The sequence below is a fragment of the Bacillus cereus genome, assembly GCF_002564555.1.
Taxonomy (GTDB): Bacteria; Bacillota; Bacilli; order Bacillales; family Bacillaceae_G; genus Bacillus_A; species Bacillus_A cereus_K.
In genome coordinates, this window is sequence record NZ_NUVD01000089.1 from 85,046 (window position 1) to 98,625 (window position 13,580).

The window sequence follows — 13,580 nt, forward strand, 5'->3', positions numbered from 1 at the left end:
GTGGAAGAGGTGTTGTTTGTTTATGAAGACGATAGGACTTATTGGTGGAATGAGCTGGGAATCAACTTCGGAATATTACCGAATTTTAAATGAAGAAATAAAAAGTAGATTAGGTGGATTACATTCAGCAAAATGTCTGATTAATAGTGTAGATTTTGAAGAGATTGAACGATACCAGTCTAGCGGAGATTGGGATGGAGCTGGAGAATTATTAGGGAATGCGGCGTACTCATTGCAGAAAAGTGGAGCAGATTTTATTATCATTTGCACAAATACAATGCATAAAGTAGTTGAGAAAATAAAGGAGAATATTAACATCCCAGTATTACATATCGCGGATGCAACTGCAAAAGAAATAAAAAGAAAAGGAATTCAAAGGGTTGGTCTGCTTGGAACTAAATATACGATGGAACAAGATTTCTATAAGTCACGTATAGAAGAGAATGATATAAAAGTAATGGTACCATTAGTAAAAGATAGAGAAAAAATAAATGAAGTAATATATACAGAATTATGCTTAGGAAAAATCAATTCGCAATCTAGAGAGTATTATAAAAGTGTTATAGAAGAGTTAGTGCAACAAGGAGTGCAAGGAATAATATTAGGCTGTACAGAAATAGGGTTATTAATAAAACAAGAAGACGTATCAATTCCGATATTCGATACAACTTATATACATGCAATTGAAGCAGTAAACGTCGCTTTAGAAAATATAAGATAATCATATTATGTAAACTTAATTCGTGTATCTGGAAAACATTCAGAAAATATTTTATAATGTAAGTGGTTACATTTAAGGGGGAATGCGTATGTTTTCAGTTCAACCAATCGCATTTGTACATAATGAAAGAAAGGAAATAAAAGATGATGAATGGGGAGAAGTAAGATCCTGTATTACTTTAACTGAAATGTATCCAGAGGAAAGTATACAAGGGATTGAAGATTTTTCTCATCTTGAAGTTGTTTTTTATTTTCATAAAGTAAAGGATGAACAAATTCAATATGTTGCTAGACACCCTAGAAATAATAATGATTATCCTAAAGTAGGCATTTTTGCACAGCGTGGGAAAAATCGACCGAATCGCATAGGTGCAACAATTGTAAAAGTGATAAAAAGAGAAGGAAAATCAATTATTGTGGACGGGCTAGATGCTATTGATGGAACCCCTATATTGGATATAAAGCCAATAATGAAAGAGTTTATGCCAAAAGAAGAAATACAACAGCCTAAATGGGCAACGGATATAATGAGACAGTATTGGAAGGGGAATGGAGTAAAATGAGAATATATGAGGCAACAATTGCAGATTTAGATGGACTAGCATCAGTTTTTAATAACTATCGCATGTTTTACCGACAAGATTCCGATTTAGAAGGAGCAAAATTATTTTTACGAAATCGAATGGAGAGAAAAGAATCTGTTATTTTCGTGGCAGTTGAAGATGGTGAATATATTGGGTTCACGCAACTATATCCTTCATTTTCTTCCATTTCAATGAAAGAATTATGGATTTTAAATGATCTATTTGTACAAGCGACTAAGCGCGGAGCAGGAACAGGTAAAAAGTTATTAGAAGCTGCTAAAGAATTCGCATTAGAAAATGGCGCAAAAGGTGTAAAATTACAAACAGAGATTGATAATTTATCAGCACAGCGATTATACGCTGAAAATGGTTATTTGAGAGATAATCGTTATTTCCATTATGAATTAACATTTTAAAAAATATTAGATTAATAGAGACGTTTTCAAGTAAAAGAATTTCTTTGTAATGAGAAATTCTTTTTATTTTTGTTAAATAAGTTAATAACAATGATAATTTAATGATAAACAGTATTAATTTATTGTTAAACAATAAATAGTGTGATAAAATCATGTTGTCATCGAATAAGTGAGGTGTTTTCAATGAATGTTAAACGAGGTTCAACCACTTTCTTAAAAGTAATTATTTTTCTGACTGGAGTCGCAGTGCTTGCTTTATGTATATTTTTAGTGCCCAATATAGCGAATTTTGCAGCACAATTGTATCCAAATATGGTTCCAATGAAATATCTTGTTTTTATTGTGATGTATGGAGCGGCTGTGCCTTTTTACGTTGCTCTTTATCAGGCTTTCAATCTTTTACGGTACATTGATATGAACACAGCGTTCTCGGAATTATCTGTAAAGGCGTTAAAGAACATAAAGTGCTGTGCAATTACAATCAGTGGTGTGTATGTATTAGGATTGCCACTCTTTCATTTTATAGCGAAGAAAATGGATCCTCCTATTGGATTATTAGGACTCATTATTATTTTCGCTTCGTTCGTAATAGCCGTCTTTGCTGCTATTCTCCAACACCTTCTACAAGAAGCGATTAACATAAAATCAGAAAATGACTTGACGGTCTGAGGTGGAGGATATGACAATTATTATTAATATTGATGTCATGTTAGCAAAACGAAAGATGAGTGTAACGGAGCTTTCGGAGAAGGTTGGAATTACTATGGCGAATCTTTCTATTCTGAAAAATGGGAAAGCAAAAGCGGTTCGTTTTTCAACATTAGAAGCGATATGTAAGGCTTTAGATTGTCAGCCTGGTGATATTTTGGAGTACAAAAGCGACGAAGATACGCAATAAAAACAAATAACAAATGTAATTAGCAGGAGTTAATAAAGAAGGGATAGCTACTAAGCTATCCCTTCTTTGTGTTTATTTTATCCCGCTATTTGCCGGCAGTAAAACCCCCACTGATTAAAGTTTCACTTTATGCGCTTCAGTAAAAGAAGGAGATAAAAATAAATTCTTTTCAATTGTATTATAGTTGATTTAAAACCCAGTTTGTTGCATCTTCAAAGTTTTCTGCAATGTAGTTTGGCTCAATATGTGCCCACTTGTCTTGGGACGTATATAAAGCATCGTATCCAGCGCCTGTTCGTACTAATATTGTTGTTGCATTCACTTTTGCTCCTGCAACAATATCAGTCCAACGATCACCAACTACAGCGCATCGTGTTAAATCTAGTCCATGTTTTTCCGCTGCTTTAAGAAGCATGCCTGTACTTGGTTTACGGCATTCACAACCATCACTGTGTTTGTGAGGACATACGTAAACATCATCAAAACCGAAACTTTCTAATTCTTGTACAAAATCATTTACGGTCGCTATTCCATCTGCGATACCTGGTTGATTTGTGAAAGAGAAAAGTTTTATATTTTGAGCTTTTAGTTTTTGCAGAGCTGCTTTTGTAAAGGGGAATAATGCAAAAGATCCAGGATAATGTATTGTAGTGTCGCCACCAATTGTACCGTCACGATCAATGAAAATTGCTTTAATGTTTGTCATAGTTATAGTCCCTTCAATTAAAAAGTAGTTTAAAAATGTTTTACAAATCGATATCCATTTACTTCATAACCTAATTTTTTGTAAAAAGGATGTGCTTCTACTCTATTTGTTCCGCTAACTAGCCATGTGCCAATGCAATTATGCTTCTTTGCTAATTGTTCTGCATAATCCATTAACACTTGTCCAATGCCTTTCCGCGCCGTATTGTAGAATTAACGCTAATAATTGAAATTTCACCATAACGAGTTACATCTTCTAAATTTTCACGTATACGAAACCCAAGTAATCCAAATATAGTTTCTTCTTCCTCATAAACATATAGAAAATCAAAAGGACTCATTTGTACGAATTGCAATCGGTTGTTCATATCTTCATAGGAAATAGAGGAACCTTTTAATTCTTTCGTTAAAGAACAAAGTGCATCTATATCATCTATCATCGCTTTGCGAATTTGAAAAGACATATTATCCACTCCAATAAAATGTAGTCAAACATTCAATATTCTGTTAAAAAAGGTTTTTTCCTGCTATGAAAATAAATATTTTATAATGATATATAGATAGTTATATGTTATTCTTTTCCTTGATTGTATTGGAAATGGAAAGAAGGGGAATGTATGTTAAAAGTAAATATCCGCTCTGCTGGATATGAAATAGGTGAAAAGACAATTCATGATATTGCTTTTTCCATCGAAAAAGGTGAGTTAGTTGCTCTTATTGGTGCAAATGGCGCCGGAAAGAGTACGACAATTAAAACGATGCTCGGTTTACTTGCCAATATAGAGGGGGAAATATCATTCGGTGAAAAGAAAAATCCTTACGCATACGTGCCGGAACATCCAACATATTATGACTATTTGACGCTCTGGGAACATATCGAATTATTAATGGCAGCTCGTGTAAATGAGATAGGAAGCTGGGAAGAACGGGCGGAACAATTATTACATACATTTCGAATGGATAAGCATAAGCATGAGTATTTATCAAAGTTTTCAAAAGGTATGAAACAAAAATCGATGCTCATATTGGCGTTTTTAACTGAACCAGATTTTTATATAATTGACGAGCCTTTTATCGGCTTAGATCCAGTAGCTACAAAAGAATTTTTAAGTTATCTATATAAAGAGAAAGAACGTGGGGCAGGGATTTTACTCTGTACGCACGTATTAGATACGGCTGAAAGAATTTGTGAGAGATTTTTGCTTATTTCGCAAGGAACGTTAGTAGCAGATGGGAATTTACATTCGATCCAAACATTAGCTGAAATGCCGGAGAGTCCATTATTAGACTGCTTTGATGCAATTGTAAGGCGTGAACAACGTGATTAAAAAACAATTTTATAAAAGATTACGCCATGAACTTGAACGAAAATGGAAGTCTATACGTTCGGTAACAGATTGGACAGTTGCGTTATATATTATTATTCCAGCACTTATATTTATGGGAATCTATTATCGGTCACTGTGGATAAATGAAGTATCAATGGAAGAGACGATTTACTTCGGATTAGGGTTACTCGCATTTTATCTTGTAACATATTCGAGAGGAGTTCGCTCATTTTTTGAACAAGCAGATAGTTTGTTTTTAATTTCGTATCCAGCTCATATGCGAAAATTACTTCATTATGGCATGGTTTACACATTTGTTCAAATAGCGATAACGAATGTAATGGTAGTGGTTGTTATGTTGCCGGTGTTGATAAAAAGTATTGGAGCGACAACAGTACAAATTGTATTATTTTGGGTATTTTTCACTGCATTTCAATGTATGCTGTCGTTGTTGACGAGACTTATTCAAGTACGTGCGGGGAAACGATGGATTTTATGGATTGTAAAAAGTATAGTATTTTCTATGAGCTTATCCTTTGTTGGAATTAGTCTATTTTTTATTTATAAAAACCTATTTTATTCCATACTATGTATTGGTTTAGTAGTTTTTCTAGTTATAGTATTGGTAAAAGAAAAGATGAATTATAAAAATTACTTTTTTAAAGAGGTTGAGAAAGAAAAAGAAGAAAGTATGCGCTGGACGAGCGGAATTATGCAAGTTGGAGGTCATGCGGCTAAACCGAGCAGTTCGAATAAAAAACCTTGGATGTTTCCACGTTCCAAAAAGTTTTTAGGGAAGAAAGCGGATTCTCGTATTGTCGAATCTTTTTTGAAAGAATTTTTCCGTACAAATAGTGCACGTATATTTTATATTCAAATTGTATGTATAAGCACGGTAAGTATTATCATGACTCCAAGGTGGATTGCAGCTATTATTCTTGTATTTGCTTTATTTGCAATTTCTCGCTATGCACGTGATTATTGGAATGAATTTACGAAAAAAATGTTTCTTCATTTATATTGTGAAGAAGGGAAATTACTTTTGTTAAGATGGAAGGCGGATCGTTATTTACTACTCCCGGCAATACTTTTGTATGGAATAGTTATACTTTCCTATTTTTATTTATTGCCGGCTTTGATTGCTTTGGTTGTTTTTATAGTATTGATTAGTTGGATTGTATTTTTACCATAGAAAAAGAGCCGGAAATTGGCTCTTTTTCTAATCCGTCACACATTGATAAATAAAATATACTAAAACGAGTATGCTTGCGGCGGAATACATGACATCTAAAGTCATCTGGTCGCCTCCTCATTGTTGTATTTATCCCGCATTAACGGTCAGTAAGACTCCCACCTCAAAATTCAGTTGGAGCAAAGAAGTTAGGTGGGAGACCAACTGTCCATAAACGCCCGATTGGTTCAACTAATAATTAGTGGGGGGTGAACAAAATCCCCACTGATTATAGTTTCACTTTATATTGTATGAAATCTTACAATTTCATATTCAAGTGAAAAATGTGTGAACGTTAACAAAATTGTAAAGTGCAAAAATTACAATCATTTTGTATAATAGAAGAAACAACCGTTATATAAAATATAATGAGTGAAAGGGGAGGGAACATAAATGCCAAATTGGTTTAGAAAAACCTTAGTCGCATTAATTACCGTATTTACATTTGGTTTAGTGACACCTCCTTCCATATTGCTTGATAATGCCAAAGCTGCGGACAAGCCTACGAGCACAGCTGGGCAACAAAATTTGGAGAGCACGTCCTATACATATGAAGAAACGAACGACAGGTTAACCACCGATACTTTTATTACTTATGCAATGCAAGAAGCAGAGAAACAGTCGATGCAAAAGTTTGGTACTAAAATTGGTCCAGTAATTGAAGATGAGTTTAAAGATGTAATATTACCGAAAATTGAAGAGGCAATTGCTGAGCTTGCCAATGATGTACCAGAGGAGTCTTTACAGTCATTAGCGATTTCTCAAAGACCTGCTGGTGGAAATAATGAGAAGATTTTTCATGTTTATGATACGAAATCAGGAAATGATTTACTGCGATTTCATGTAAGACGAGATCATCCACCGCAAGACGGTTATTATTTTAATTTCCACTATCATCGTTTTGATGATGGGTACTCTGGACATCATGAATTAGGAACTATTTATTGGAATACGAATGTACCGCCAAAATGGCTGTCTTAAAAAGAACAAGAGAAAATCTTGTTCTTTTTTATTTTGATAAAAGGGTAAGACAACTATGTTGTTGAATAAAATAGGTTTAGGAAAAAAGAAGAAAAGGGAGTATGGGAATGCAAAAATATATTGTTTTTGATTTTGATGGCACATTAGTAGATTCACAAAATATATTTGTACCGATCTATAATCAATTAGCTGAAAAGCATGGTTATAAAACAGTAAGGGAAGAAGAAATTGAGCATTTACGTAAATTAACGATGCCAGAGAGATGTAAACAACTCGATGTACCACTGTATAAACTACCGATATTAGCGTTAGAGTTTTATAAATTATATCAACCCGCTATAAAAGATCTCGTTTTGTTCCATGGGATGAAGGATGTATTAGATGAACTACATAAAAAAGGCTACGGAATTGCAGTTATATCATCGAACTCAGAAGAGCATATTCGGGCATTTTTACACAATAATGGTATAGAAAATATTCAAGAAGTGTATTGTTCCAAAAATTTGTTCGGTAAAGATAAAATGATAAAAAGATTTATAAAATCGAAAAAGATAACAGAGCAAGATATGTTATACGTCGGTGATGAGCAGCGAGACGTAGCAGCATGTAAAAAGGCTGGTGTGAACGTAATTTGGGTTTCTTGGGGATATGATGTCATTGAAGCGGTAAAAGAGGATGCTCCAGATTATATGGTTAACACTCCAAGGGAAATTGTGCAAGTAGTACAGGCGGCGCATTCTTAACCTGAATACACTTCGAGCAGGTATTCATCATATTGAATTTTGGGTCGCGAATTTAGAGAAGTCCATTGTCTTTTATGATAAGTTATTTTCAATCATTGGTTGGAGAAGACTAAGTGAAGTAGCATATAGTACGGGCGAAAGTGAAATATATTTTAAAGAAGTTAATGAGGAAATTGTAAGGACTTTAGGGCCTAGACATATTTGTTATCAAGCTATTCATAGAGGTGTAGTTGATGAAGTAGCAGAGTTTCTTGCTAGTACGAAAGTGAAGATAATACGTGGTCCGATTGAAATGAATCATTATTCAGATGGGTACTATACAATCGATTTTTACGACCCGAATTGATTTATTGTAGAAGTAGCGTATACACCGAATGCAGACATGTAAGGGGAATAATCATGAAGATATTTACGGTATGGAGAAACAACATACAATTAGTAAAAGATGCAGCAAACATTGAAGAAATCTCTAAAGGTTTCTCTCCTGATAAAAAATATATTATTACGACTAGTGATGATGAAAAATATTTATTACGAACAGGCGATATAAAAGAGTATGAAAGAAAGAAAATAGAGTTTCGAATTTTAAATGAAATGCAAAAACGTGGTGTGCAAGCGCAAAGACCGATTGAACTTGGTATGCTGAAAGAGGAAGGATTATGCTATAGTATTTTTTCATATTTAGAAGGAGAAGATGCGAAAAAGCTTTTGCCTACATATACGTCAAAAGAACAATATGAAATTGGTATAGAGGCAGGAAAAGATTTAGCAAAAATGCATACATATGAAGCTCCAAAGGACTTACTACTTTGGCATGAAAGAGCAATGAAAAAACATAGAAAATATTTAGAGGCATACAAAACATGCGGAATAAAAATTAAAAATGACGATAAAATCATTAAGTTTATAGATGAAAATGAAATGTATGTAAAAAATCGTCCAAATCGATTTCAGCATGACGATTTTCATTTAGAAAATATAATTGTACGGGATGGTAAATATGTAGGTGTTGTTGATTTTAATGGTTATGATTGGGGCGATCCACTGCATGATTTCGTAAAGATTGCACTATTTGCAAGAGACATTAGTGTCCCATATTCAATTGGACAAATTACAGGATATTTTAATGGCAGAATACCGGAAGAGTTTTGGAGATTATATGCGGTTTATGTAGGTATGACGGTTTTCTCATCAGTTGTCTGGTGTTTACGAGCAGCGCCGCATATGTTAGATGATATGTTAGAGCGTCTTCATAATGTATTAGAGGATCATAAAAATTTTGAGTTATCGAAGCCGATTTGGTTTCAACCAGAAAAGATAAATATGAAATAGTAAAGGTAGGTGAGATTTACACCTACCTTTATTTTTTACCATTCCTCGTTTTGTAGTATTTGCAAAGCTAACTTCAGATCTACATCTTCTTGTGTATGTTCCGGAGTCCACGGGATATGTATATGTGGTTGTATACCAACTCCGGATATTCCTTTACCTTTATCTATAATAGAACGCCGTGAAGTTGGATAGTAAAGAGCGAAAGTATCTGCCCAGTCCATTACTGCTAAATTAGAATAGTCAGTTACACCAGCAGTAGGACGACCTATTACTTTTACTTTCGATGATTTTTTTGCTGCTTCTACAAAGGAATCGCCAGAGCTTCCACATGTCACATCTGTTAATATGACTACTTTATTTGGTGTTTTTCTTCCGTGTATTTTTAGTGTTTGTAGTTCTATTGGTAATCCAGAGGTATCAAATGTAACGAATCCTTTTTTATAATTCTTTTTTAAATCCTGAATAAATAAATCAATACATAATCTTGAAAGCTCATCTAACGAGTCATAATCATTGTTTTCGAAGTCTTTCATTCGTAAATGATAGTTTCGTTCTGTATGATTTAATTGCATTGTATCTGAAGAATCGAAAAGAGAGATCTCTTTGTCTTCGAATAAGTATGGAAGTAAGTTGAAAAATGCATCATCACTTCCACCGCGATTCATTCGGACGTCTATAATTAAGTTTGGAAAAGAATCAAGCTCGTTTTTGTGTGAAGCTATTAATTGATTAATAGCTTCAGCATTTTCGAAGTCCGTCAAAGTAATGAAGAGTGTATCTTTATTTTCCTTTTTTAATGAATAGATAGGGGTGTATTCACTTTGTTTATACTTTTGTAAAGTAATAGTTTGGGTTACTCCGTCTTCATCTATAAGTGTACAATTAGATGACTTCGATAAAACATATCCCCATTTTTCACGCTCATATGTAGTCTCATTTAAATACTTATTATACTTTATTAATAGCTCAGGAATTTTCATATTATCTAATGCAAGAATAGACTGTCCTTTTTTTACCCTTTTTTCTTGTGAAGTAGATGTAATATACAGTTGGTCTTCGTATCTTTTCACTTGGAAGCCAACACTGTTAAGAGGTTGATCGTTAAAGAGCATTTTGAAAAACATATGATTATCTTTAAAGTCTAATAAGTAATCCCTAACAATTTCAGTAAATTGTACTGATGTTAAATCCCCTTGTCTTTCTCGTTGTTCAATTGTCTGTAAATGTGTAGTAGGATCGTCCCATCCGTCCTTATCTATACAGCCTGAATAATCGTGATGAGTAATCGAAACAACTTCTTTGAAAATTTCTGTGTACACGGCATTTCCTCCTAAGAATTTAATTAGTTGAATAAGAAAATTCTGTATTTTTACGTATTATCCTTTATCCGGATGGAGATTTTAATAAAAAATAGAGGGAAGTATTATCATCCCTCTATAAAAAATTATTTAACTTTCGTAAATACAAGCGGCTGAGTACTTAACGTTGCCGGCACATGTAACTGAAGGGATGGGAATTCACCACTCACATTCATTTCATAAGAGAATAATAGATTCATTTTCATTTGGAAGAAGTCAACTGGTGCGGAGAAGACGTTGTAGTGATGATGCTGTAATGGAATCTCCATCTCCATAAATTGTACATATAGCGATTCATCTCGTGTGTATACTTGTAATGCTCCATAAGCAGGATGTTCAAAAGTACCGGTGTAGTCCTCTAATTTGTGAGAAGGTGTAGTCCCAGTTACTGCTTCAGGAAGTGATTCCATTGTTTCTTTCATCATTTCTTTCATTTTTTCACTATCTTCTAAAGCATGTTCATGCCAGTCGATATATTCTAGTCCGAGAAGTTCGTCGTATATATGTTTTGTAATATAAGTAGGGAGTAAAGTTTGTCCGGAATTTGTTAGTACAATAATACCGATCTTTTCGTTTGGCATAAAAGACGCAAGTGCAGAAAATCCATCAATATTACCGCCATGATGAATAAGTTTATAACCACGGTAAGCGCTAATAAACCAACCTAGTCCGTAACTGTTTAATGGTGATTCACTTGTTGATAATATCGGCTGATCTGGAATTGGTGTATGCGGTGTATACATTTCTTGGAGTAGTTCAGTAGAAATTAAATCATGATTTTCTATTTTTCCTTCGTTTAAATGAAGCAGGACCCATTTTGCCATATCTTCAATGGTAGAGTTAATACATCCGGCAGCTCCAACTGTATTGATATTTCGGAATGGGATTTCTTTAATTTCACCATTATCTTCAGTGTAAGGTAAAGCGTGATCATCTGCATTTTGTGAGTCTGTAACAGAGAAGTTCGTATGATCCATATTTAATGGCTCTAAAATATGTTCTGTAACAAATTGTTCCCACGTTTGATTCGTAATGTTTTCCACAATATAGCTAATTGTTGCATACATTAAGTTGTTATATAAAAATGCTGTGCGGAACGGTGCATCAAGTGATAAATGCTTTATTTTTTCAACGAGATCTTTTCGAGTTAAGGAAGAGCTGTACCAAAGAGCATCATGACGACTTACTCCAGTACGATGAGATGCTAAATCGCGTCCTGTAACTTGTGAGCTAGCAAGTAGTTCAGAAAGAGAGAAGTTAGGTATATAAGATTGGACAGGGGTATCCCAATTAAACTTTTTTTGCTGGGCTAATAAGCTTAAGGAAAGTGTACCGAATGCTTTCGTTGCAGAACCAATTGCAAAGCGTGTTTGTGGTGTAACAGCCTCTCTCTTCTCTATATTACGATAGCCAAATCCTTCTGAAATAATAACTTTACCATCTTTTATAACAGCTACAGCAGCTCCAGGAACTTTTAAATCCTTCATCATTTTTTCAACCGTTGTTTGTAAAGAAGTCATACCAGGAGTTTCAATTTTAGACATACTTCTAACCTCCAAATATAAATTTTGTTCTACCGCACTATACTTTCGGTAATAGAAGATAAAAACCTTTTTCAAGATGGAAAGTTAATAATTTTGTAAGAATTACTGCGAGAAATTTTGTTAATTAGGATTATTAAATTTACGGTTTTTCATGTTATGATAAATTGCATATACGATTGAAAGAAGGTTTTCCTACATATGAAACATGCTGAATATGAATACTTAAATTTATGCCGCCATGTAATGGAACACGGTACGAAGAAAGAAGATCGTACAGGGACAGGAACTGTATCTGTATTTGGATATCAAATGCGTTTCGATCTTAGTAAAGGTTTTCCTTTATTAACGACAAAGAGAGTGCCATTTCGCCTTGTAGCAAGTGAACTGCTTTGGTTTATGAAAGGTGATACAAATATTCGTTATTTATTGCAACATAATAATAACATCTGGAATGAATGGGCGTTTAAGAGCTGGGTGGAAAGCGATGAGTATACTGGCCCTGATATGAAAGATTTCGGTCTTCGCTCACAACAAGATGAGGAATTTAAAGTGCAATACGATGAGCAAATGGAATTGTTTAAAAAGAATGTATTAGAAGACGATGAATTCTCGAAGAAATATGGATATTTAGGAGACGTGTACGGGAAACAATGGCGTGCTTGGAAAACGACTGCCGGTGAGACGCTTGATCAGTTAAAAGATGTAATTGAAATGATTAAGAAAACGCCAGATTCACGTCGCTTAATTGTTTCTGCTTGGAATCCTGAAGATGTACCAAGTATGGCTTTACCGCCTTGTCATACGCTATTCCAATTTTATGTAGCAGATGGAAAGCTTTCTTGTCAGCTATATCAAAGAAGTGGTGATATTTTCCTTGGAATACCATTTAACATTGCAAGCTATTCACTATTAACGCATTTAATTGCACATGAATGTGGTCTTGAAGTAGGAGAATTTGTTCATACAATTGGTGATGCACACATTTATACAAATCATTTTGAACAAGTAGAAAAGCAATTGGCACGTGAACCACGTCCATTCCCGAAACTTACATTAAATCCAGATGTGAAATCTGTGTTTGATTTTGAAATGGAAGATTTAACTATTGAAGGATATGATCCGCACCCAGCAATTAAAGCACCGGTTGCAGTGTAATTGTAGAGGAGATGAAAAGATGATTGTTTCATTTATGGTCGCAATGGACGAAAATAGAGTAATTGGTAAAGATAATAACTTACCTTGGCGTTTACCGAGTGAATTACAGTACGTGAAGAAAACGACGATGGGTCACCCACTTATTATGGGAAGAAAGAACTATGAAGCAATTGGTAGACCACTACCAGGAAGACGTAATATTATCGTAACGCGTAACGGTGATTACCATGTAGAAGGTTGTGAAATTGCTCATACTGTGGAAGAAGTGTTTGAGTTATGTAAAAACGAAGAAGAGATTTTTATTTTTGGCGGGGCGCAAATTTATGACCTCTTTTTACCTTATGTAGACAAGTTATATATAACAAAAATCCACCACGCATTTGAAGGAGACACATTCTTCCCGGAAATGGATATGACAAATTGGAAAGAGATTTTTGCAGAGAAAGGCTTAACAGATGAAAAAAATCCGTATACGTATTATTATCATGTATACGAGAAACAACAATAACAAAAAAGATTGATACGAATATTCGTATCAATCTTTTTTGTTTGTATTTATAAATGTAAGTTTATAGATGGTATTTG

General features: G+C 34.1%; 16 protein-coding genes and 1 pseudogene. 13 read left to right on the forward strand and 4 right to left on the reverse strand.

All coding sequences use genetic code 11. The features are described from left to right. Positions 1 to 22: 22 nt before the first annotated feature. The 5 genes from COI75_RS20060 (at position 23) to COI75_RS20080 (ending at position 2,618) form a co-directional block, all read left to right on the forward strand. On the forward strand, positions 23 to 721 hold the full coding sequence (locus COI75_RS20060; RefSeq protein ID WP_000848590.1) for an aspartate/glutamate racemase family protein: 699 nt from the start codon (positions 23 to 25) through the stop codon (positions 719 to 721). A gap of 88 nt (positions 722 to 809) precedes the next feature. Further along, the gene (locus COI75_RS20065) at positions 810 to 1,283 is read left to right on the forward strand and encodes an SAM-dependent methyltransferase (protein ID WP_000493243.1); all 474 of its coding nucleotides are present in this window, start codon (positions 810 to 812) and stop codon (positions 1,281 to 1,283) included. Next, the gene (locus tag COI75_RS20070) at positions 1,280 to 1,720 is read left to right on the forward strand and encodes a GNAT family N-acetyltransferase (protein WP_001223861.1); all 441 of its coding nucleotides are present in this window, start codon (positions 1,280 to 1,282) and stop codon (positions 1,718 to 1,720) included. The genes COI75_RS20065 and COI75_RS20070 overlap by 4 nt, the downstream gene beginning before the upstream one ends. 183 nt (positions 1,721 to 1,903) lie before the next feature. Continuing rightward, complete coding sequence (locus COI75_RS20075; RefSeq protein ID WP_001101372.1) at positions 1,904 to 2,389, forward strand: DUF2975 domain-containing protein; 486 nt, start codon at positions 1,904 to 1,906, stop codon at positions 2,387 to 2,389. A gap of 10 nt (positions 2,390 to 2,399) precedes the next feature. Further along, positions 2,400 to 2,618, forward strand: coding sequence for a helix-turn-helix domain-containing protein (locus COI75_RS20080; protein WP_000152533.1), 219 nt, complete (start codon positions 2,400 to 2,402; stop codon positions 2,616 to 2,618). 178 nt (positions 2,619 to 2,796) lie between these two features. On the opposite strand, the gene COI75_RS20085 is transcribed toward COI75_RS20080, so the two are convergent. Next, positions 2,797 to 3,324, reverse strand: coding sequence for an HAD-IIIA family hydrolase (locus COI75_RS20085; protein ID WP_000181770.1), 528 nt, complete (start codon positions 3,322 to 3,324; stop codon positions 2,797 to 2,799). 29 nt (positions 3,325 to 3,353) lie between these two features. Further along, positions 3,354 to 3,787: pseudogene (locus COI75_RS20090) on the reverse strand (GNAT family N-acetyltransferase). A gap of 153 nt (positions 3,788 to 3,940) precedes the next feature. On the opposite strand from COI75_RS20090, the gene COI75_RS20095 reads away from it, so the two are divergent. The 6 genes from COI75_RS20095 (at position 3,941) to COI75_RS20120 (ending at position 8,938) form a co-directional block, all read left to right on the forward strand. Beyond that, a complete protein-coding gene (locus tag COI75_RS20095) occupies positions 3,941 to 4,651 on the forward strand; it encodes an ABC transporter ATP-binding protein (protein WP_000921907.1) in 711 nt (236 codons plus the stop codon). Beyond that, positions 4,644 to 5,843 (forward strand): ABC transporter permease, encoded by a 1,200-nt coding sequence (locus tag COI75_RS20100; protein WP_000592555.1) that lies wholly within the window; start codon positions 4,644 to 4,646, stop codon positions 5,841 to 5,843. The genes COI75_RS20095 and COI75_RS20100 overlap by 8 nt, the downstream gene beginning before the upstream one ends. A 432-nt stretch (positions 5,844 to 6,275) precedes the next feature. Continuing rightward, positions 6,276 to 6,863, forward strand: a complete 588-nt coding sequence (locus COI75_RS20105; RefSeq protein ID WP_001134415.1) for a YpjP family protein — start codon at positions 6,276 to 6,278, stop codon at positions 6,861 to 6,863. 107 nt (positions 6,864 to 6,970) lie between these two features. Next, positions 6,971 to 7,606, forward strand: coding sequence for an HAD family hydrolase (locus COI75_RS20110; protein WP_001174996.1), 636 nt, complete (start codon positions 6,971 to 6,973; stop codon positions 7,604 to 7,606). Between the two features lies 1 nt (position 7,607). Further along, positions 7,608 to 7,952 (forward strand): VOC family protein, encoded by a 345-nt coding sequence (locus COI75_RS20115; RefSeq protein ID WP_080013214.1) that lies wholly within the window; start codon positions 7,608 to 7,610, stop codon positions 7,950 to 7,952. Positions 7,953 to 8,005: 53 nt separating this feature from the next. Further along, the gene (locus tag COI75_RS20120; protein WP_000689412.1) at positions 8,006 to 8,938 is read left to right on the forward strand and encodes an aminoglycoside phosphotransferase family protein; all 933 of its coding nucleotides are present in this window, start codon (positions 8,006 to 8,008) and stop codon (positions 8,936 to 8,938) included. Between the two features lie 35 nt (positions 8,939 to 8,973). Here COI75_RS20120 and COI75_RS20125 read toward each other — a convergent pair whose 3' ends face one another. After that, a complete protein-coding gene (locus COI75_RS20125; protein WP_000287827.1) occupies positions 8,974 to 10,257 on the reverse strand; it encodes a S41 family peptidase in 1,284 nt (427 codons plus the stop codon). Between the two features lie 125 nt (positions 10,258 to 10,382). Then, positions 10,383 to 11,840, reverse strand: coding sequence for a serine hydrolase (locus COI75_RS20130; RefSeq protein ID WP_000034300.1), 1,458 nt, complete (start codon positions 11,838 to 11,840; stop codon positions 10,383 to 10,385). Between the two features lie 198 nt (positions 11,841 to 12,038). Between COI75_RS20130 and COI75_RS20135 the strand changes: the two genes are divergently transcribed. Both COI75_RS20135 and COI75_RS20140 read left to right on the forward strand, forming a co-directional pair. Beyond that, the gene (locus COI75_RS20135; RefSeq protein WP_000679619.1) at positions 12,039 to 12,995 is read left to right on the forward strand and encodes a thymidylate synthase; all 957 of its coding nucleotides are present in this window, start codon (positions 12,039 to 12,041) and stop codon (positions 12,993 to 12,995) included. 19 nt (positions 12,996 to 13,014) lie between these two features. Continuing rightward, a complete protein-coding gene (locus COI75_RS20140) occupies positions 13,015 to 13,503 on the forward strand; it encodes a dihydrofolate reductase (RefSeq protein WP_000637209.1) in 489 nt (162 codons plus the stop codon). Positions 13,504 to 13,580 lie beyond the last annotated feature (77 nt).